The organism is Brevundimonas sp. (genome assembly GCF_041919755.1).
Lineage (GTDB): Bacteria > Pseudomonadota > Alphaproteobacteria > Caulobacterales > Caulobacteraceae > Brevundimonas.
The window spans coordinates 367,545-387,928 of record NZ_JAYRTD010000001.1 but is presented as its reverse complement, the minus strand read 5'-3'; the positions used below and the strand labels follow the sequence as shown (position 1 = coordinate 387,928).

21 protein-coding genes are annotated in these 20,384 nt (G+C 64.5%); 11 read left to right on the top strand and 10 right to left on the bottom strand.

What is annotated here, in order from left to right:
- The first annotated feature begins 17 nt into the window (after positions 1-17).
- The 3 genes from ACE3TH_RS02055 (at position 18) to ACE3TH_RS02045 (ending at position 2,077) form a co-directional block, all read left to right on the top strand.
- Positions 18-659 (top strand): ATP-dependent Clp protease proteolytic subunit, encoded by a 642-nt coding sequence (locus tag ACE3TH_RS02055; RefSeq protein ID WP_374596846.1) that lies wholly within the window; start codon positions 18-20, stop codon positions 657-659.
- Between the two features lie 93 nt (positions 660-752).
- Positions 753-1,667 carry a hypothetical protein gene (locus ACE3TH_RS02050; RefSeq protein WP_374596844.1) on the top strand — a complete coding sequence of 305 codons (915 nt, stop codon included), beginning with the start codon at positions 753-755 and terminating at the stop codon, positions 1,665-1,667.
- 89 nt (positions 1,668-1,756) lie between these two features.
- Entirely contained in the window at positions 1,757-2,077 is a 321-nt protein-coding gene (locus ACE3TH_RS02045; protein ID WP_374596842.1) for a hypothetical protein, read from the top strand.
- On the opposite strand, the gene ACE3TH_RS02040 is transcribed toward ACE3TH_RS02045, so the two are convergent.
- Positions 2,074-2,721, bottom strand: a complete 648-nt coding sequence (locus tag ACE3TH_RS02040) for an HAD-IB family hydrolase (RefSeq protein ID WP_374596840.1) — start codon at positions 2,719-2,721, stop codon at positions 2,074-2,076. The genes ACE3TH_RS02045 and ACE3TH_RS02040 overlap by 4 nt on opposite strands.
- A gap of 189 nt (positions 2,722-2,910) precedes the next feature.
- Here ACE3TH_RS02040 and clpX point away from each other — a divergent pair, with 189 nt between their 5' ends.
- Complete coding sequence (gene clpX / locus ACE3TH_RS02035; RefSeq protein WP_296168999.1) at positions 2,911-4,188, top strand: ATP-dependent Clp protease ATP-binding subunit ClpX; 1,278 nt, start codon at positions 2,911-2,913, stop codon at positions 4,186-4,188.
- A gap of 66 nt (positions 4,189-4,254) precedes the next feature.
- Here clpX and ACE3TH_RS02030 read toward each other — a convergent pair whose 3' ends face one another.
- A complete protein-coding gene (locus ACE3TH_RS02030) occupies positions 4,255-4,602 on the bottom strand; it encodes a hypothetical protein (protein WP_374596838.1) in 348 nt (115 codons plus the stop codon).
- Between the two features lie 224 nt (positions 4,603-4,826).
- On the opposite strand from ACE3TH_RS02030, the gene lon reads away from it, so the two are divergent.
- Positions 4,827-7,223 (top strand): endopeptidase La, encoded by a 2,397-nt coding sequence (gene lon / locus ACE3TH_RS02025; protein ID WP_374596836.1) that lies wholly within the window; start codon positions 4,827-4,829, stop codon positions 7,221-7,223.
- Between the two features lie 107 nt (positions 7,224-7,330).
- Here the strand turns inward: lon and ACE3TH_RS02020 are convergent, their stop codons facing one another.
- The 4 genes from ACE3TH_RS02020 to ACE3TH_RS02005 form a co-directional block, all read right to left on the bottom strand.
- The gene (locus ACE3TH_RS02020; RefSeq protein WP_374596834.1) at positions 7,331-8,026 is read right to left on the bottom strand and encodes a pirin family protein; all 696 of its coding nucleotides are present in this window, start codon (positions 8,024-8,026) and stop codon (positions 7,331-7,333) included.
- A 90-nt stretch (positions 8,027-8,116) separates the two neighbouring features.
- Positions 8,117-8,617: an SMI1/KNR4 family protein gene (locus ACE3TH_RS02015; RefSeq protein ID WP_374596832.1), complete on the bottom strand. Its 501-nt coding sequence runs from the start codon at positions 8,615-8,617 to the stop codon at positions 8,117-8,119.
- 59 nt (positions 8,618-8,676) lie between these two features.
- Positions 8,677-9,762, bottom strand: a complete 1,086-nt coding sequence (gene aroC / locus ACE3TH_RS02010) for a chorismate synthase (protein ID WP_374596830.1) — start codon at positions 9,760-9,762, stop codon at positions 8,677-8,679.
- A gap of 12 nt (positions 9,763-9,774) precedes the next feature.
- Positions 9,775-10,509: a DnaJ C-terminal domain-containing protein gene (locus tag ACE3TH_RS02005; RefSeq protein ID WP_374596828.1), complete on the bottom strand. Its 735-nt coding sequence runs from the start codon at positions 10,507-10,509 to the stop codon at positions 9,775-9,777.
- Between the two features lie 91 nt (positions 10,510-10,600).
- Here ACE3TH_RS02005 and pdxH point away from each other — a divergent pair, with 91 nt between their 5' ends.
- Positions 10,601-11,275: a pyridoxamine 5'-phosphate oxidase gene (gene pdxH / locus ACE3TH_RS02000; protein ID WP_374596826.1), complete on the top strand. Its 675-nt coding sequence runs from the start codon at positions 10,601-10,603 to the stop codon at positions 11,273-11,275.
- A gap of 3 nt (positions 11,276-11,278) precedes the next feature.
- Here pdxH and udk read toward each other — a convergent pair whose 3' ends face one another.
- Positions 11,279-11,926, bottom strand: a complete 648-nt coding sequence (gene udk / locus ACE3TH_RS01995) for a uridine kinase (protein WP_374596825.1) — start codon at positions 11,924-11,926, stop codon at positions 11,279-11,281.
- 170 nt (positions 11,927-12,096) lie between these two features.
- On the opposite strand from udk, the gene ACE3TH_RS01990 reads away from it, so the two are divergent.
- Together ACE3TH_RS01990 and ACE3TH_RS01985 are read left to right on the top strand one after the other, a co-directional pair.
- A complete protein-coding gene (locus tag ACE3TH_RS01990; RefSeq protein WP_374596823.1) occupies positions 12,097-13,725 on the top strand; it encodes a long-chain-fatty-acid--CoA ligase in 1,629 nt (542 codons plus the stop codon).
- Between the two features lie 4 nt (positions 13,726-13,729).
- On the top strand, positions 13,730-14,425 hold the full coding sequence (locus ACE3TH_RS01985) for a DUF1499 domain-containing protein (protein WP_374596821.1): 696 nt from the start codon (positions 13,730-13,732) through the stop codon (positions 14,423-14,425).
- A gap of 3 nt (positions 14,426-14,428) precedes the next feature.
- Here ACE3TH_RS01985 and ACE3TH_RS01980 read toward each other — a convergent pair whose 3' ends face one another.
- Positions 14,429-15,331 (bottom strand): MBL fold metallo-hydrolase, encoded by a 903-nt coding sequence (locus ACE3TH_RS01980; protein WP_374596819.1) that lies wholly within the window; start codon positions 15,329-15,331, stop codon positions 14,429-14,431.
- Between the two features lie 78 nt (positions 15,332-15,409).
- On the opposite strand from ACE3TH_RS01980, the gene ACE3TH_RS01975 reads away from it, so the two are divergent.
- Positions 15,410-15,556 (top strand): hypothetical protein, encoded by a 147-nt coding sequence (locus ACE3TH_RS01975; protein WP_292173776.1) that lies wholly within the window; start codon positions 15,410-15,412, stop codon positions 15,554-15,556.
- Here ACE3TH_RS01975 and ACE3TH_RS01970 read toward each other — a convergent pair whose 3' ends face one another.
- A complete protein-coding gene (locus ACE3TH_RS01970) occupies positions 15,557-15,970 on the bottom strand; it encodes a TIGR01244 family sulfur transferase (protein ID WP_374596817.1) in 414 nt (137 codons plus the stop codon). It lies immediately after the preceding gene.
- A 2-nt stretch (positions 15,971-15,972) separates the two neighbouring features.
- Positions 15,973-16,290 (bottom strand): hypothetical protein, encoded by a 318-nt coding sequence (locus ACE3TH_RS01965; protein WP_374596815.1) that lies wholly within the window; start codon positions 16,288-16,290, stop codon positions 15,973-15,975.
- A gap of 487 nt (positions 16,291-16,777) precedes the next feature.
- Between ACE3TH_RS01965 and ACE3TH_RS01960 the strand changes: the two genes are divergently transcribed.
- Positions 16,778-19,648 carry a TonB-dependent receptor plug domain-containing protein gene (locus ACE3TH_RS01960; RefSeq protein ID WP_374596813.1) on the top strand — a complete coding sequence of 957 codons (2,871 nt, stop codon included), beginning with the start codon at positions 16,778-16,780 and terminating at the stop codon, positions 19,646-19,648.
- Positions 19,649-19,802: 154 nt separating this feature from the next.
- On the top strand, positions 19,803-20,381 hold the full coding sequence (locus ACE3TH_RS01955; RefSeq protein ID WP_374596812.1) for a hypothetical protein: 579 nt from the start codon (positions 19,803-19,805) through the stop codon (positions 20,379-20,381).
- Positions 20,382-20,384: the final 3 nt, after the last annotated feature.

Below are 20,384 nucleotides of genomic sequence, written 5' to 3'. Positions count from 1 at the left end.
CATCCAGAAAGCCCGAAATGCGCGATCCGATCGAACTGATAAACATGAACCTGGTCCCGATGGTGGTGGAGCAGTCCAGCCGGGGAGAGCGGTCATTCGATATCTTCTCGCGCCTGCTGCGCGAGCGGATCATCTTCCTGACGGGGCCGTTCGAAGACACGATGGCGTCGCTGATCTGCGCCCAGTTGCTGTTCCTGGAATCGGAGAACCCGAAAAAGGAAATCAGCATGTATATCAACAGCCCCGGCGGACAGGTGTCCTCGGCGCTCGCGATCTATGACACCATGCAATACATCAAGAGCCCTGTCTCGACCGTGGTCATGGGCATGGCGGCGTCCGCCGGCTCTCTGATCCTGACGGCCGGTGCGGCCGGTCAGCGGGTGGCCCTTCCGAACGCCCGCATCATGGTGCACCAGCCATCGGGCGGGTTCCGGGGGCAGGCCTCGGACATCGAACTGCACGCCGCCGACATCCGCTACACCAAGCGTCGTCTGAACGAGATCTATGTCCACCACACGGGCCGGACCTACGAGGAGGTCGAGCGCACCTTGGACCGCGACCATTTCATGAGCGCCGAGGAAGCCAAGGCCTGGGGCATCGTCGACCACGTCTACGACCGCCGCGAACAGGCTGACAGCGACGGTGTGAAGACGGTTTAGGTTTTATTCAGATAGCGGCGGTCTTGCTGGATCGACGCTATCGGCGCAAGCTCTGGTTGGTGGCGGAGGTGAAACCTCGTTCTGGAGGCCCGAATGCGTGTGCTGGTTGGTCTCGCAGCCGTTCTGTTAGCGGCAATATGTGCACCGGCGAGCATTGCGCAGACCCCGCCCCCACCAGATCAAGCCGACGAACCGGTGACGGTTCTGGATGACATCGTGGTCAACGTTGAACCGCTTGAAGAACAGCTCAGGCGCTTTACGGAGGAGGCCGCGCGCCCAGTGCCGGGGCGGGGCTTGGCGCGGTGGCAGGGCCCTGTCTGCATCGGTGTCGTAAACTTCCGCCCTGCGATAGCTCTGCAACTGGCGGATGGGCTGGCGCAGTTGGGGGGGAGACTGGGCGTCCCTATCAATGACGAGACATGTGAGCCGAACATCATCATTGTCGGTGCGGTCGATGCCCAGGCGGTGGCCCAAGGCTGGGTCGCGCGTCGTCCCCGTGAGTTTCGGCCCAACCTCTCCGACGTAGCGCTGTCCCGAGAGCAGTTGAACCACTTTGCCACGACGGATGCGCCCGTGCGTTGGTGGGCTATCAGTCGCCCGAGTTACTATGACGTTCTGACTGATCGCGCGATACCGACCGATGATTTCAACGGCACGCCCACGATTTACATCCACTCGCCATCACTGAAACGCGGGCGCACCAGAGATGATCTGCAGCGTCTTGTGGTAGTCGTAGACGTTGAACAAACGCAGGGTCGAAGCGTGGACGACCTAACGGGCTACCTCGCGATGGTTACGTTCGCTCAAATGGACATGCAGGCCGACATGAGCCAGTTCGACACGGTCCTGAACATGTTCAGACCGGAGTTCGCCGGTGGTGGCCTGACCGCTTGGGACGAGGCCTATCTCCAAGGGCTGTACAGTGTCCGTGAAGACAAGCGCATCAATCGTCACACCCAGCATCAAGCGGCAGCCAGGGCTCTGCAAGAAAATCTTCCCAACCCTTGAGCGCGCCTGGCTATAGCCGTCAGATCTAGGCTGCATTTTTTTGAAAGCGGCGGCGGTGACGCCTTATCCGATCGTGCTATCAGGCCGCCATGCAGCATACACGCGATACCCACGGCACCGTCGAGGTCGATGGCGAAATTTATGACTGGGAGGTCCGGCGTCAGCCCCAGCCCGTCGCGGGCGGGGGCTGGGAGGGGATCGCACTTTCTCTGCGCCTGCAAGGCTTCAAGCGCGAGGCGGTGGTGCAGTTTCCGATGCCGCTGCGGCCCAACGGACGGCCGATTTTCGAGAGCCAGCGCATCAACGTCGAAAGCGTTCGCAACGCCGTGAAGTCGGCCATGGCCGCAGGCTGGGATCCTACGTCACGCGGCAAACCCGTGGTCTTCGACGTGGATGCCGACGGGAACTAGGGCCGTTCCGTGAACACGCGAAAACCGGGCTGCTCGGCGATGGCCAGCATTTCCGTGTCACCCGAGGTGTCGCCATAGGCGGCGGTAAGGGCCATGGCGTCCCCATAGGCAGTGCGTAGGCGCAGGACCTTTTCCTCGCCCCGGCAGTTGGGGCTGGTGAACTTTCCGGTCAGCCGGTCGCGGGCATCGAAATCCAGATGGGTGCCCAGAAGGCCCTCGGCGCCGAGGCGGCGAGCAAAGGGGGCGACCGTCAGGCCGGGGGAGGCGGTCACGATTACGCGATGAGCGCCGCGTTCGCCCCAGTCTTTCCAGCAGGCCAGGGCGTCCGGACGCATGAATTTGGCCCAGACATCGGTGGCGAACTCTTCCGCATCCGCCTCCAGTTCAGCGCGGGACACGCCTTTCAGAAACTGCTTCACCGAGGCGGCTTTGATGCGCCCCCTGTCGCGGTCCTTGGCATAGACAGCGACCGCGGGAGCGAGCTTCACAAGGCCCAGGGCCCAGCCGCGACGGCCTGCGCGCCAGCGCAGGAAGGCGGTGAAGCTGTCGCGCACGGTCAGGGTGCCGTCGAAGTCGAAGGCGACGATGGCCTGACCCTTGCTGGGCTGCTGGCGAAAGCCGTCCGCTATCCCCATGTCAGACATTCGCCGCGATCCTCATGAACAGTGTTCCGTCCGCTATCCGCATCTGCCGCGCCTTGGCGGGCTTGTGGCGAGCGTCCGTATGAGTGATTGTCATTTTTTGAAGACCTTCGCGCCCATTGTCGGGGAATCAACGCGAGGTATGCGCGTTTCGCCTCATATCGGGGTGAACCGCGGGAGTGAGAAGGCCCGATGACCAAAGCCGCCGGCACAGATGCCAAAAGCACCCTCTACTGCTCCTTCTGCGGGAAGAGCCAGCACGAGGTGCGCAAGCTCATCGCCGGGCCGACCGTGTTCATCTGCGATGAATGCGTCGAACTGTGCATGGATATCATCCGTGAAGAGCACAAGATTTCCTTCTCCAAGACCAAGGACGGCGTGCCCACGCCCAAGGAAATCCGCGACGTCCTGGACGATTACGTGATCGGTCAGACCCACGCCAAGAAGGTGCTGAGCGTCGCGGTCCATAACCACTACAAACGCCTGAACCACGCGACGAAGAACAACGACGTCGAGCTGGCCAAGTCCAACATCATGTTGATCGGGCCCACCGGCTCGGGCAAGACGCTGCTGGCCCAGACCCTGGCGCGCATCATCGACGTGCCCTTCACCATGGCCGACGCCACGACCCTGACCGAAGCCGGTTATGTGGGCGAGGATGTCGAAAACATCATTCTGAAGCTGCTTCAGGCGAGTGACTACAACGTCGAGCGGGCCCAGCGCGGCATCGTCTACATCGACGAGATCGACAAGATTTCGCGCAAGTCGGACAATCCCTCCATCACCCGAGACGTATCGGGTGAAGGTGTTCAACAGGCCCTGCTGAAGATCATGGAAGGCACGGTCGCGTCGGTGCCCCCGCAGGGTGGCCGCAAGCATCCGCAGCAGGAGTTCCTGCAGGTCGACACCGCCAACATCCTGTTCATCGTCGGCGGCGCGTTCGCGGGCCTGGAAAAGGTCATCTCCGCGCGCGGCGAGGGCGCTTCCATCGGCTTCGGCGCCAAGGTCAAGGAAGTCGACGAGCGTCGCATGGGCGACGTGCTGAAGCAGGTCGAGCCTGACGACCTGATGCGCTTCGGCCTGATCCCCGAGTTCATCGGCCGTCTGCCCGTCCTGGCGACGCTGGAAGACCTGGACGAGGCGGCGCTGGTCACCATCCTGACCGAGCCGAAGAACGCCCTGGTCAAACAGTACAAGCGTCTGTTCGAAATGGAGAATGTCGATCTGACCTTCACCGACGACGCCCTGACTGCCGTGGCCAAGAAGGCGATCACGCGCAAGACCGGGGCGCGCGGCCTGCGGTCGATCCTGGAAGGCATCCTGCTGGAGACCATGTTCGAACTGCCGACCTTCGAGGGCGTCGAAGAGGTCGTGGTCAATGCCGAGGTGATCGAGGGCAAGGCCCAGCCTCTGCTGATCTATGCAGAGACCAAGTCCAAGAAGTCTGCGACGCCTGACAGCGCCGCCTGACCTTCGGGCTCAGATGAGACGACAAGGGGCGGGTCCGGCGACGGGCCCGCCCTTTTCAGTTCTGGATCAGTTGGGTCGCAGGTTGGTCGCCTCGGCCTTTTCCTTCGCCGTGTCACGGACCTCGGGGCTGGGCCCATCCATCATGCCTGTAGAGGGCGCTTCAGCTGCGGTGCCCGCAGCGGCTGCTGCCTCTTCCGTGTCGGCTGAGGCTGCGTTGGCGGGAGCGGGGGCTGATCGCGGAGCGGGGCGAGGAGCCTGGACCACTGGAGCGGGTGGAGGCGCGTTCTTGTCGATGGCCACGGCGTCTATTGCGTTGTCGGCGGCCGCCGGCGCGGAGGGACTTTCCGCCGGTTGATTGCAGGCGGCCAAAGCCAGTGTGGCCACGGCGGTGGTGGTCAGGATCAGCGTACGCATGGTGGTCTTCTCCCTGTCTATGGCACCGCTAACGGTCAAGCTGGTCTGTGGTTGCGCGGCATCCGTCCACGGCTATCGCGCGGCGACGCTTGAACCCGGACGCACGCGAACCACATACTGATCCGAAGGCCACGGAATGTGGGCCGAGTCGAAACGCCGGGGCCCTTGCCCCGGACGCCCCCTCGGCGGGTCAGAGATCAACGAAGACCCCGGAAAGTACGAGAATGACCGAGACCAAGATCCTGCCCGTCCTGCCGTTGCGCGACATCGTCGTGTTTCCGCACATGGTCGTGCCGCTGTTCGTCGGCCGCGAGAAGTCCGTCAAGGCGCTGGACGAGATCATGAATGGTGAAAAGCAGATCCTGCTGGCCACCCAGAAGAATTCGACCGACGACGATCCCGCCGCCGATGCCATCTATCCGATCGGCGTTCTGGCGACCGTTCTGCAACTGCTGAAACTGCCCGACGGCACGGTTAAGGTGCTGGTCGAAGGCAAGAGCCGTGCGCGCCTGACGCGGTTTACCGACCGCGCCGACTATTTCGAGGCTGAAGCCGTCGAGATCGAGGAGGACATGGGCGAACCGGCCCAGTCCGAGGCCCTGCTTCGCGCGGTGATCGAGCAGTTCGAAAACTATGTGAAGCTGAACAAGAAGGTGCCGCCCGAGGCCCTGAGCTCCATTCCCCAGATCACCGATCCCTCCAAGCTGGCCGACAGCGTGGCCGCCCATCTGTCGGTCAAGATCACCGACAAGCAGGGCCTGCTCGAAACCTTCGCCGTGCCCGAGCGGCTGGAGAAGGTCTATGGCCTGATGGAAGGCGAGATTTCGGTCCTGCAGGTCGAGAAGAAGATCCGCTCGCGCGTGAAGCGCCAGATGGAGAAGACCCAGCGCGAATATTATCTGAACGAGCAGATGAAGGCGATCCAGCGCGAGCTGGGCGAGACCGACGACAGCCGTGACGAGATCATGGAGCTGGAGAAGCGCATCCGTAAGACCAAGCTGTCCAAGGAGGCGCGGGCCAAGGCCGAGGCCGAGGTCAAGAAGCTGCGCAACATGAGCCCGATGTCGGCCGAATCCACGGTGGTGCGCAACTATCTAGACTGGCTGCTGTCGATCCCGTGGGGCAAGACCAAGCAGAAGCCTATCGACCTGGCCAAGGCCGAGGACATCCTCGAGGAGGATCACTACGGCCTGGAGAAGGTCAAGGAACGGATCATCGAATATCTGGCGGTGCAGGCGCGCACCAACAGCCTGAAGGGCCCGATCCTGTGCCTGGTCGGCCCTCCCGGCGTCGGCAAGACCTCTCTGGCCAAGTCGATCGCCAAGGCGACGGGGCGTGAATACGTCCGCATGTCGCTGGGCGGGATGCGTGACGAGGCGGAAATTCGCGGTCACCGCCGGACCTACATCGGCTCCATGCCCGGCAAGATCATCCAGTCGATGAAGAAGGTGAAGACGACCAACGCCTTCATCCTGCTGGACGAGATCGACAAGCTGGGCGCGGATTGGCGGGGCGATCCGTCCTCGGCCCTGCTCGAGGTACTGGACCCGGCGCAAAACAATGCGTTTGGCGACCACTATCTGGAGGTCGATTACGACCTGTCGAACATCATGTTCGTGACCACGGCCAACAGCCTGAATATGCCCCAGCCGCTGATGGACCGGATGGAGATCATTAGGGTCAGTGGCTACACCGAGGACGAGAAGGTCGAGATCGCCAAGCGGCACGTGCTGCCCAAGGTGACCAAGGACAATGGCCTGACGCCGGCCGAGTTCGTGGTGCCGGACGAGACCATCCGCGACCTGATCCGCTACTATACGCGGGAGGCCGGGGTGAGGTCGCTGGAGCGGGCGCTGGGCGGTCTGGCCCGCAAGGCCGTGCGCGAGATGTCCAAGGAGAAGCTGTCGTCGATCACGGTCGATGCGGCCAAGCTGGCCGACTACGCGGGCGTCAAGAAGTTCCGCTATGGCGAGACGGACGAGGAGGATCAGGTCGGCATCGTTACGGGCCTGGCCTGGACCGAGTTTGGCGGCGACATCCTGACGATCGAGGCGATCAAGATGCCGGGGCGCGGGCGCATGACCGTCACCGGCAACCTGAAAGAGGTGATGAAGGAGAGCGTCAGTGCCGCCGCGTCCTATACGCGGGCGCGGGCTCTGAGCTTCGGCGTCAAGCCGCCGGTGTTCGAGAAGACCGACATCCACGTGCACGTGCCGGACGGCGCGACGCCCAAGGACGGTCCCTCGGCGGGCGTGGCCATGACGGTCGCCATGGTCTCGGTCCTGACCGGCATTCCGATCCGCAAGGATATCGCCATGACCGGCGAGATTACCCTTCGCGGGCGGGTGACCGCCATCGGTGGCTTGAAGGAGAAGCTGCTGGCCGCCCTTCGCTCCGGCATCAAGACGGTGCTGATCCCCGAGGAGAACGAGAAGGACCTGGCCGACGTGCCCGAGAACGTGAAGTCGGCGCTGGAGATCGTCCCGATCAAGACGGCGGACGAAGCATTGAAGTGGGCTCTGACCGGCTCGCTGACCCCGGTGGAATGGGACGAGGCGGCCGAGCCCCTGCCGGCGCCTCAGCCGGTGCAGGACACGGGAACCGTAGTCGCCACACACTGATCGAAAAGAACCCCGCCCGGAGCCATCCGGGCGGGGTTCTTAGTGATGGATAGGGTTGGATAATCCGGCAGGACAGGATGGATAATCCCTGACCGTGTGCACAAGCCTCAGAGGCTGTCGACCATCACCAGTTCAGCATCCGCCTTGGCGGTGATTGTGATCGTCGGCTCGTCCGCGATGGCAGCGCCGTCACGGGCGTTCAGCTTCACCCCGTTGACCTCGACCTCGCCGACCGCAGGCACCAGATAGGCGCGGCGACCCTCGGCCAGATTGTAGGTCAGGCTTTCGCCCGCATTCAGCGTGGCCCCCAGGACCTTGGCATCGGCATTGATCGTCAGGGCGTCATCGGTGGTGTCGCCGGAGGCGAGGACCGAAAATTGGCCGCTGCGGTCGCTTTTCGGAAAGACCTTCGCCCCCCAGCTGGGCTGGGCCCCACGCTTGTCGGCCTCGATCCAGATCTGGAACAGGGTGGTGGGCTCGTTCTCGAGGTTGAACTCGGAGTGGCGCACGCCCGTGCCTGCGCTCATGACCTGGACGTCGCCTGCGCCGGTTCGGCCCCGGTTGCCCATGGAATCCTCATGGGTGATGGCCCCGGTGCGGACATAGGTGATGATTTCCATGTCCGAGTGGGGGTGAGGCGGGAAGCCGGATTTGGCGGCGATGGTGTCGTCGTTCCACACGCGCAACCGGCCCCAGCTCATGCGGTTGGGGTCGTAGTAGTTGGCGAAGGAGAAGTGATGCTTGGCGTCCAGCCAACCGTGGTTGGCTCCACCCAGGCTGTTGAAAGGTCTGACGTCGATCATGGGGATGCTCCCGGGAATCCGAGGGTTAGAAACCTCGCTGAGGCCTATATAGGTAACAGTGTCAGTGGCGAAAAGGGGGCGGGGCGACGGCTACGTATTGCGTTCTACCAACTGTTGATGGTCGAGGCGGAGGTAATCGACCATTGATAGGAACCACTCGTCGAACCCGGTAAATGTGTCGATCAGACCCCCGGCGACCCAAAAGACTTTTCCTGGGTCTGATGTATGCGGGCGCGTCATCAGCATGAGATCGATATCATTCGACGAGGCCGCGATCGGGATCAGGTCGTTCTTTCCAAAACCACATAATGGCTCGAGTGGCTCTAGTGTTTCTGTAAGCTCAATCGCTCGTGCTGATCGAGCGCTCCCTACAAGATCGTCCACGCCGAAGATGTCGATGAACTGGCTGAACGACCGCCATCCGTTCGCGTGGAGCAGGAAGGCGCGGTACTGGGGATCCACCGAATATCCGAGTTTGGATTCAAGAAACTGCACCTGCTCTTCAGAGGCCCGAACTTCAGGCAGTGTGTTTTCCCAGAGACCGTCAAAATCGATCTTGGCAATCTCCTGTTTCACCAGATGAGCGATCACCAGTTCTCGCTTCCAATCCACAGGCGGTAGTCCTTCTTCGATGCGGGCGGTCAGATTATCTAACTTACCTGCGCGCGGTGCCTCAGCATGGCGTCAGCTAGCACACAGGCCGCCATGGCCTCCACCACCGGCACGCCGCGCAGGGCGACGCAGGGGTCGTGGCGGCCCTTGGTGCGCAGGTCGGTCTCGGTGCCGTCGCGGGTGACGGTCTGGCGCGGGGTCAGGATGGAGGATGTGGGCTTGAAGGCGACGCGGGCCGTCAGAGGCTGGCCCGTCGATATGCCGCCCAGGACGCCGCCCGCATGGTTGGACAGGAAGACGGGCTGGCCATCGTCGCCGATGCGCATCTGGTCGGCGTTGTCCTCGCCCGACAGCTCGGCGGAGGCGAAGCCCGCACCGATCTCCACACCCTTGACGGCGTTGATCGACATCAGGGCGGCGGCCAGTTCGGCATCCAGTTTGCCATAGAGCGGGCTGCCCCAGCCGGCGGGGACGCCCGTAACCTCCAGCGCCACGACCGCGCCGATGGACGACCCGGCCTTGCGCACGCCGTCCAGATAGGCCTCCCACTCTATGCCCACCGTAGCGGAGGCGGCGAACAGGGGGTTGTCGTAGACGGCGTCGAAGTCGATCTGGTCGGCCGACAGGCGATGTGACCCCAGCTGGACCACGCCTGCGCGGATGCGGATGTCTGGCCCCAGGACCTTGCGCGCCACGGCACCGGCGGCCACGCGCATGGCCGTTTCGCGTGCCGAGGAACGGCCGCCGCCACGATGGTCGCGCACGCCGTATTTGGTCTGATAGGTCAGGTCGGCATGTCCGGGGCGATAGGCCCGGGCGATCTCGCCATAGTCCTTGGAGCGGGCGTCCTCGTTCTGGATCTCGATGGCGATGGGGGTGCCGGTGGTGACGGGTCCGTCTCCGTCATCGAAGACACCGGACAGGATGCGGGCGGTGTCGCTCTCGCTGCGCTGGGTGACGAAACGACTGCCGCCGGGCTTGCGTCGGTCCAGCCAGGGCTGGAGGTCGGCCTCGGTCAGCGGGATCAGGGGCGGACAGCCGTCGATGACGCAGCCGATGGCCGGCCCGTGGCTCTCGCCCCAGGTGGTCACGCGAAACAGATGGCCGAAGGTGTTGTGGGACATGGTCCCCGACGCTTAAGCCGCCAGCCGGTCCGGCGTCCAGACCCGCGTGAACCGGGCCAGAAGGTCGTCGGCGGACGAGGGGGCGTCGACGCAGGGCTCCAGCATCACGAAGAGATGGCCCTGGGGGCGTCGGCCGCGAGCGGGCAGGCCCAGGCCCTTGAGACGGAGTTGGGTCATGGTGGTGCCCAGGCCGGCCACGACCCAGGCGGAGCGCAGCCCGGCATGGGTCTCGATCTCGATCCGGCCGCCGTCGTCCAGCAGGCGCTGGGAGACGGGCCAGCGCATGTAGACGTCGTCGCCCATGATCCGCAGGCTGGCCGTCGGGCGGATCAGGACGGGCAGATAAAGGTCGTTGCCGTCAGAGGCTGCCCCGGTCAGACGGACGTGGTCGCCGGTGCGAAGGCCGGCGGGGACCCGCACCCGAAGGGTGCGCTGGCCGATCCTGACCTCGACGGCACCGCCTTCCAGCGCCTGGGTCGGTGAAAGGGCGACGACAGTCAGACCTGCTGGTCGGGCCTTGGGGGCGGGCAGGGCGAGATGCCCCGCGCCTTGCATGCGGATCAGACCCCAGGCCGCGATGACGCGCCTGAAATGATCTTCATTGCCACCGGTCAGATCGGGTCGAGCCGCCTTGATCGCGCGGCGGAAGGCGGCCTTCAGCACTTCGCCGTCGGCCGGACCGTCGAGGCCGAGCAGGGCGTGGGCCTCTGCGATTGAGGCGATTTCGGAGGTGGCGCGCGACGACATGGCCCCAGTGGGCGCAGAACAGGGTCAACGCGCGGTTAACCGTGACAGCATGCCCCTCCCAAAACCATCGGTCCGGGTCTATCTGGGAACCATGACCGCACCCGTGATCCCACCCAGCCCGACCCGTGAAGAGTATGACCGGGACTATGCCGCCGCCCTGGCCGCCAATGGTGACGAGACGATCTTTGACCGGGATGAGCCGATCAGCCTGATCGTCGAATGGCTGGCGCAGGCAAGGGCGCACGAGATCAATGATTCCAACGCCATGTGTCTGTCGACCGTGGACGGCGAGGGTCTGCCGGACAGCCGGATGGTGCTGCTGAAAGATGTCGATGATCGTGGCCTGACCTTCTATTCCAACCGCGAGAGCGCCAAGGGGATGCAGGTCACAGCGAAACCCGCTGCGGCCCTGTTGTTCCACTGGAAGAGCCTGCGGCGGCAGGTGCGGGTGCGCGGGCGGCTGGAGCCGGTCAGTGCCGCCGAGGCCGACGCCTATTTCGCCAGTCGGGCGCGCGAGAGCCGGATCGGCGCCTGGGCCTCGGACCAGTCGCGACCGCTGGACAGCCGCGCGGCGCTGGAGGCGGCGGTGGCTGAACAGACGGCACGGTTCGAGGGACAGGATGTGCCGCGACCCGAGCACTGGACAGGCTGGCGCGTCATTCCCGACAGCGTGGAGTTCTGGCGGGACCGGCCGTTCCGGCTGCATGACCGTCTGCGGTTCGACCGGGACGGGCAGGGGTGGACGAAGACCCGGCTCTGGCCCTGAATTCTAGGAGGGTTTGAGCCCTGCCAGCAGGGGATGGGCCAGGACCGGCGCAGCCAGACGCACCACGGCCTGGGTGTCTTCCAGACGCACGGCGGCGGTCGCATCGGCGATGATGAAGTCGGCCCGGACGCGAGACGGCTCGGTCAGGCGCTCATGACCGGGGCGAACCGTCGCCAGATACTGGGCGACGACGGAATCGGCGGTGCGTCCCCGCTCGCTCTGATCGCGTAACAGGCGACGGATGAAGCGGATGTCGGCGGGGGTATCGACGAAGACGCGGATGTCGAACAGGTCGACCAGTTCGGGCGTGCAAAGGACGTGGGTCCCTTCGACGATCACGACCTCGGCGGCGCGGACGGGCTCGCCACCGGGCTCGCGGCCGTGATGGATGAAGGAATAGATCGGAGCGACGATGTCCTGGCCGGACTTGAGCGCGCGCAGGTCGCGGATCATCAGATCGTGGTCGCGGGCGGTGACGTCGTCGAAGTCGAAGGTGGCCGCATCAAAGCCGGGCAGGCTGGCGGCGTCGCGATAATAGCTGTCCTCGCGCATCAGGACCGCCGCGCCCGGGGGCAGGGAGGCGACCAGGGCTTCAGCCAGGGTGCTCTTGCCCGAACCGGAGCCGCCGGTGATTGCGATGAGGATTGCCATGGCTGTGTCCTAGACCGGGCGGTTCATCCTGCAAAGCCATCCAGCCGCCGTCAGATCACGAGCCGGTCATCTGCGACAGACTTGCCCTAGCGTCACGTTGCTTAACGCCGATCACCTGATTAGCGTGGCCTCAAGTGCCTCAGGTCGTAGGCGCAGAGCGAGGGACGCAGATGCTTGGATTGATGCAGGACTGGCCGCTGACGGTCGACAAGATACTGGACCACGCCAAGAATTGGCACGGCGCACGCGAGGTCGTGACCCGGTCGGTCGAGGGCCCCATCGTCCGCACCTCCTATGCCGACATCCACGCCCGCGCCAAGCGGGTGTCCAGCGTGCTGCAGGGCTGGGGGATCGGCGTCGGGGACCGGATCGGCACCCTGGCCTGGAACACAGGCAACCACATCGAGACCTGGTACGGCATCATGGGGATCGGCGCTGTGTGCCACACCCTGAACCCGCGCCTGTTCCCCGAGCAACTGGTCTACATCATCAATCACGGCGGCGACCGGGTCATCTTCGTCGACCTGACCTTCGTGCCGCTGTTGCAGGCGGTGCTGCCGCACTGTCCGAAGGTCGAGCGGGTCGTGGTCATGACCGACCGCGCGCATATGCCGGCGGTCGAACTGCCCGGTCTGGAGTGCTACGAGGACCTGCTGGAAGGCGCGTCCGAAGATGTGGTCTGGGGCGACTTCGATGAGCAGACGGCCTGCGGCCTTTGCTATACCTCGGGCACGACCGGCAATCCCAAGGGGGTGCTGTATTCGCACCGGTCCAACTTCATTCATACGCTGCTAGGTCTGCAGAGCACGGTTCTGGGTGCGACGCCCAGCGAGGTGATCCTGCCGGTGGTGCCGATGTTCCACGCCAATGCCTGGGGCATCGCCTTCGGCGCGCCAGGCGCGGGGTCCAAGCTGGTCATGCCGGGCGCGCGCATGGATGGGGCGGCCATCTATGAACTGATCGAGAGCGAGGGCGTGACCTTCTCGGCCGCCGTGCCTACGGTCTGGCAAGGGCTGCTGGCGCACCTGCGCGAGCACAGGCTGAAGATCCCGACCGTCAAGCGTGTGCTGATCGGTGGATCGGCTGTGCCAGAGAGCCTGATCCGGGCCTTCCACGACGAGTTCGGCATCGAGGTGTTGCAGGGCTGGGGCATGACCGAGACCTCGCCCATCGGCACCCTGTCCAACATGACGCCCGAGCTGCGCGCGCTGCCGTACGACGAGCAGATGAAGTGGCGGATCAAGCAGGGCACGCCGCCGCTGGGCGTCGAGCTGAAGCTGAAGAACTATGCCGGTCAGGAGATGCCCCACGACGGGCACACCTACGGGCGGCTGATGATCAAGGGGCCGACCATCGCGGGTGCCTATTTCAACGACGAGACGCCGATCCTGGACACCGAAGGCTTCTTCGATACGGGCGATGTCTCGACCATCGATGAGCATGGCTTCATGCAGATCACCGACCGCGCCAAGGATGTGATCAAGTCTGGCGGCGAGTGGATCAGCTCGATCGAGATCGAGAACATCGCCGTGGGCCATCCCAAGGTCGAACTGGCCGCCGTCATCGGCGCGGCGCATCCGAAATGGGACGAGCGGCCGGTGCTGATCATCAAGCTGAAGCCGGGCGAGACCGAGGACAAGCGGGAGCACCTGGACTTCCTGGTCGGCAAGATCGCCAAATGGTGGATGCCGGACGATGTTGTCTTCGTGGACGACATCCCGCTGGGGGCGACCGGCAAGGTCGACAAGAAGCTGATCCGCGAGCGGATGAAGGACTATCGCATCCCGACGGCGGGCTGATCCCGTGGCCCGTGTCAGACCGAAGAATGAGGGACTGGTTCAGGGTCTGACACTGGTCAGCCTGGCCACGCCGTTCCTGCTGTTGATCGCCGCCTTCGGGACGTCGCTGGGTCTCTGGGATGCATCGGTGGGTTACGACCTGCTGGCGCTTCAAGTCGCCTGGGCGCTGGCGTTCGTGGGCGTCGCGGCGGCCCTGGCGGTATCGGTCCTGGCGCGGCGCGATCTGAAGCGCTTGGGGCTTTACGTGGTCGTGGCGCTTATCGTGTCGTTGGGAACCCTGGGTGCCTTCGCCTGGCAGAAGGCGCGGCTGGCCGAGGGCCTGCCCGAGGATGTCAGCACCAATCCGGACGACCGGCCGGGGTTCTCGGAGGCGGTTGCGGGAATGCGCGGGGAGGGTGGACCCGCGACGTCGATCGGCCCCGAGGCGTGTCCGGCGGCTCAGCCCGTGATGCGTCAGGTGGCACCCCAGCGGGCCTATGAAGCGCTGCAGGCAGCGGGCTTCACGGCGCGAGGAGCGTTTGCGGCGCGGGCCGATGGCGACAAGACCGGCTTCTGGTTCGGCTTCACCCACGATGCGGTGGTGCGGATTCGACCGGGTCGGACCGACGTTCGGGTCGCGGCGCGGGACGGGCGCTCTCACGGTGGGGAGGCCTGTCGTCTGGCGGGCGAGATCAGCCGGGCCTTGCAGACCGCCGAATAGGGCTCAAGCCAGGGTCCAGACGGCATCCATGGCCGGGGCGGGGTCGGCGCGAACGCGCCCAGTCTTTTCCAGCGCGATCAGATGCGCCCAGACCGACAGGCTGGCGGCGGGCCACAGGCGCGGATCGACGGCGGCGTAGAGTATCGGCACCATGTCGGCGATGCGGGCGTGGCCGGCCTGAACCTGCGCCAGGACCTGGGCTTCGCGGTCCAGCCGGTGGGCCCGATAGGCTTCAAGAAATGGCGCGGGTTCCGTGATCGGCGCGCCGTGCGTAGGCCACAGAGTGGCGAACTCACGCGCGATGACAGTGTCCAGACTGGCCATGTAATCCGCCATGTCACCATCGGGCGGGGCCACCACGGTGGTGGACCAGCCCATGACGTGGTCGCCGCAGAACAGGGCGTTCTCGTTCTCCAGCACGAAGGCCATGTGATTAGAGGCATGGCCGGGCGTGAACAGGGCCTCGATGGTCCAGCCGTCCCCATTCAGTTTCTCGCCGCCGGTCAGGATCACATCGGGCTGGAAGCCGTCGTCGTCGTCCTCATCCAGCGAGCCCGAGGCGTGGATGGTTTTCAGCGGAGGCCGGGCCGCCAGAATGGGTGCACCGACCGCTTCGGCGAACGGACGCGCAAGCGGGGCGTGATCCCTGTGGGTGTGGGTGACCAGGATGTGGCTGACCGTCTGACCTCGGACGGCCCCGACCAAGGCGGCCAGATGATGGTCATCAAGCGGGCCGGGATCGATGACAGCGACGCCTGCACCGGGATCGTCCCGTCCGATGATGTAGGTGCCGGTGCCCGTGAAGGTGAAGGGGCCGGGGTTGTTGGCGATCACGCGCCGGATCATCGGCGAGAGCCGATCGCACCGGCCATAGGCGAAGTCGAAATCGCGTACGAAGGGGATCATTTGGCGGCCGTGTCTGGCGACCGCGAGCGGCATCGGGCTTGCGTTAGGGTTTCGTAAACCCTTTGCGGAGCGCTGATCGTGGCCCTGTCCATTGCCCTGACTGTCTCAAAACGGCTCCAGATCGTCGCCGTGACGGTGCTGTGTATCATGGCGAGCCAGCTGGTGGTGGCATCCTGCACACCCGAGCCTGCATCCTATGCGGCGCGCGGTGCTCTCATCCGCTGATCAGAGGGGCAGCCGGCTGAGGTCATAACCGGCCGCCGCAGCGGCGTCGCGCAAATCGTCAGGATCGGCACCGCCGAGCCGCTGCGCCATGGCCCAGGCGGCGGACGAGCGCATACCAGACCGGCAGAACATCGCGGTGCGGGCGCTTGCGTCTGCGTCGGCTTTCAACTGATGTCTCACCAGATTGACCGCCTGATCATCAGGCATGCCGCGGATAGGCGCGTGCAGATAGGCCAGGCCCGCCGCCGTCGCCGCAGCCTCTAGTTCGGCGGAAGACGGTTGACCCGGTTCCTCATCATCGGGGCGATTGTTGATCACGCTGGCATAGCCCTCAGCCGCCAACGCGGCCATGTCCGTGGGCTGCAACTGGGGACCGATACTCACAGAGGACGACAGGGATTTGAGTTGAGCCATGATTACTGTCTCCTGACGCGGACTACGCCGCTACGACCGACGGTGAGAAGATAGCTTCCCAGCGCGCCTCGACGAACTCGTACAGCCTCGCCTTCGCGATTGACGATACGCACGCGGTCGGTGTCGGTCTGGCGCCAGGTGCTGCCGTCGGCCAGAACGAAGGTCCAGCGGTTGTCGTCGGCCTGACTGGCGCGGACCAGAGTGGTCTCGATGGCGTCGATCCGGTCCTCAGGGCGGGGCGGTTGCAGGATGTCGGCAGGGGCCGTGGTGGAGCCGAAGGCCTGACGCCGGGCCGCCGTCGCCTGTGCGCGATCAACCACCAGAAGCTCACCGCTGGCGAGGGCAGTCTCAAGTCCTTGAGTCGCGCGCTCGAAGCAGGCCAGCCTGTCCTCGCTGGAAGCGACGGTACGACAAACGATCAGTTCACCGATCACTGAAGAAGCGGTTGCTGTCGACCGGTCCTGCGCGGCCGCGCCAGTTGCGATTGTCAGCAGAACGCAGGTGATTCCGGCTGTTAAGGGTTTGATAACCATGGCGATCTCGATGGGGCGGCATTTTGGAAGGCAGGAGTGCTTCCGGACGGATATCTCAAGCTGTCGTTTCGAGGCGTAACAATACGTGTCAAGAATGCGACACCTTTCCGACGGTAGTCTTACAGCGATGTAATTTTCTAGCGTAACAGGCGAGTCGGTGCCTAACTCGACAGGATTGCGAGGCTTCGGCCTGTTGCAGGGGAATATCTACGCAACCGCGGTGTCCCGCAAACAGAGCGTCACTGCTCCCGGGCACCATGAGGGGAGACTACACTTGAAGGTTCAACAAAATCGCCGCCGCCTGTTGGCGACGACCATCATCGCAGGGGCTTCGGCGCTCGCATTTGCCGCGCCGGCCATGGCGCAGGACGGCGAGCCCACCTCCATTGACGATGTCGTGGTGACCGGGTCGCGCATCGTCCGTCAGGACTATGTGGCCAACAGCCCGATTTCGACCGTCACCTCCGAGCAGATCCAGGCGCGCGGCGACGTCAATGTCGAGCAGATCCTGAACCAGTTGCCGCAGGTCGTGCCCGGCCTGTCCGCCAACTCCAACAACCCCTCGAACGGTTCGGCCACGGTCGACCTGCGCGGCCTCGGTGCCAGCCGTACCCTGGTGCTGGTTAACGGCCACCGCTTCATTCCTTATGACAAGAGCAACGCCGTCGACCTGAACAGCATTCCCGCCTCGCTGATCGAGCGCGTGGAAGTGGTGACCGGCGGTGCCTCGGCCGTGTACGGCTCCGATGCTCTGGCCGGCGTCGTCAACTTCATCTTCAAGCGCGACTACGAAGGCTTCGGCTTCGACACCCAGTACGGCATCTCGGGTTTTGGTGATGGCGAGCAGTTCAACGCCTCGCTGACCTTCGGTTCGAACTTCGCCGACGACCGCGGTAACGTGACGGGCTTTGTCGGCTATTCCGACCGTGACGGCTTCTTCCCGAACGAAGATCGTCCGTGGTCCGTGTCCAGCGCTGCCGGTGGTTCCGGTACGGGCGAATATGGTGGTCTGAACAACCTCGGTACCAATCCCTACACTGCCGCCGGTTGCCCAACGGCCAACCCCTGCCGCCGTTCATTCCGCACCACAGGCGTTCCTGGCCCGTTCAACAACGACTTCGGCCTCGGCCCGACCAGCGATCGCTATGATTTCGCACCGGTCAACCTGCTGCAGTCGCCGTCGGAGCGTTTCAACGTCGCCCTGATGGGTCACTACGACGTCACCAGCAACATCGAAGCCTTCGCCGAAGTCTTCTACACGGACAGCCGCAACACCTCGCAGCTGGCTCCGACCCCTGCGACCGGCATCCAAATCCCGGTCTCCAACTTCTTCGTGCAGAACTCGCCGGCCCTGTTGGCCTATGCCAACACCCGTCCGAACCCGCTGCTTCCGCTGAACTTCGACCGCCGCATGTCGGAAGTCGGTGCCCGTGTTCAAGGCAACAACACCGACGTCTATCAGATCAACACCGGCCTGCGCGCCGATCTGGGCAACGACTGGGAGCTTGAAGGCTACTACAGCTACGGTCGCACCGAACTGACCACCTCCATTCAGAACGACGTCTCGCGCTCGCGCCTGAACGCCGCTCTGGCCGGTGGCGGGACGGCCACGACCTGCGCCCCCTCAGCGCTGGCCCTGTTCCCGACTTGCGTGCCGATCAACCTGTTCGGACGCGGCACCATCACGCCTCAGGCTGCTGCCTTCGTTCGCTTGAACTTCACCGACCGCAGCATCTTCGAGCGTAACAACGCCCAGCTGAACCTGACGGGTACGCTGGCCGAACTGCCGGCTGGCCCTCTGGGTATTGCCGCCGGTATCGAATACCGCGAGGACAGCCTGGCCTACACGCCGGATGACGCCAAGAATGCCGGCGACATCTTCGGCTTCAATGCCGAACGTGCCGTTTCCGGTCGCAGCTCGTCGAAGGAAGCCTATTTCGAAGCGGCTGTGCCGATCCTGCGTGACATGCCGTTCGCCCAGTCGCTGGAACTGGAACTCGGTGTGCGCTACTCGAAATACAGCACCGTCGGCGACGTCTGGTCCTACAAGTTCGGCGGTTCGTGGGAACCGGTCGACAGCCTGCGCCTGCGTGCCCTGTATCAGCGTGCCAGCCGTGCGCCGAACGTGTTCGAACTGTTCCAGGCCAACGACCAGGGCTTCCCGGCCGTTCTAGACCCCTGCACCACTGTCAACCCGACCACAGGTGCACCGCGCACCCTGACCCCGGGCGTGATCAACTTCTGTACGGCACAACTTGGCTTCAACCCGGTCACCACCGGCTTCATCGCCCAGAATACCCAGACGGAAACCTTCTTCTTCGGTAACCCGAACCTGTCGGAAGAAAAGTCTGACACGGTCACCGTCGGTGCCGTGTGGCAGCCGACCTTCGCACAGGGCCTGTCGTTCTCGCTCGACTACTACAAGATTGAAGTCGAGGACTACATCGGCACCATCTTCGGCGGTGCCTCCGGCATCGTCGGCCAGTGCTTCGCCGCAGGTGCAGCCGCCTCGGCCACGACCCCGACACCAGTGTCGGCCGTCGCTGCCTGTAATGACGCGGGCATCGGCCTGCCGCTGATCTTCCGCGATCCGGCGGGCAACCTGAAGGCGCGCGCCCCTCTGGGCAACGTCTCGCAGCTGTCCACCAGCGGCGTCGACTTCTCGACCCGTTATGGCTGGTCTGTGCCGTGGGCTGGCGGCATGTGGGGCGACACGCTCGATATCGCTGTCAACGTGACCTATCTGGACAGCTACGAGCTGGACGGCATCGAGTACAAGGGCACCGCCGGCGCCTATAATATCAGCGCCACCCTGCCGGAGTGGAAGGCCAACATCTCGCTGGGCTACGACATCGGTCCGGTGCGTCTGGCTTACTCGGGCACGATCATCGACGAGTTGGACAACCAGGGCAACATCCCTGACTTCGCCGACCCGTCGGGTTATTCGGGCGTAGACTCCTACTGGTACCACGACCTCAGCGGCACGTTCCAAGCCACCGAAAACATGGAACTGTTCGCCGGCGTTCGTAACCTGTTGGACGAAGAGCCCCCGGTGTTCGACAACGCCAACGACGGTAACACCGACCCCAACGCCTATGATGTGGTCGGCCGCTACTTCTTCGTCGGTGCACGCCTGAAGTACTAGGGCCTGACGAACGACTGTTGGAATGGGCGGCGGGGCTTCGGCCTCGCCGCCTTTTTCTTTGCGTGCGACATGCCGTAGAAAAACCATCGCGGCGCTTCAGGCGTTGCCACACATCCCGACCCGTGTGGTCGCCCTTTCTCGAGTGCCTGTTTCCATGATCGCCAGCGTTCTTGCCGCCCTTCTTCTGATTCAGACACCGTCTGCGCCGCAGGACGGTCCCGTCGCGACCGCGCCGCGCGCCGATGTCGCCGGCGACGGGCCGGTCGCAACCGCCGCTCCCGCAGGTGGAGAGACGACGGACTCCCTGCGGTTCCGCGAGGCGGTGGCCTATGGCAACGAACTGCCGCGTGGCGCACCGCAGGGGGATTATCCGCTGGTCGCCTGGTGCGAGGCGCTGGTGAACGGGCATGTGGCCCTGGGCGAAAGCCTGAACACCACTGATCCGCTGGATCTGGACATCATCCGCCTTGGTCGTCTGGAAGCGGCCGACTTCCGCTCAGCTCTCAATGCTGCCGAGCCGCGCCAGACGGCGGCATCGCGCGAGGCGGCACGGGCAGCGGCCGCCGAGGCGACCGCCAAGTGGACGCCGCTAGCCGGTCAGTCCGAAGCCGTGCGCAGCCAGGCGTTCGGCCTGTTCTTCGGCCTGCCGGGTCGGTGCGAACACGCGGCGCGCCGCATCCGCGAGAACATCACCACGCCGCCCGTCACCCCGGCCGAAGTCGGACTGGAGTAGGGC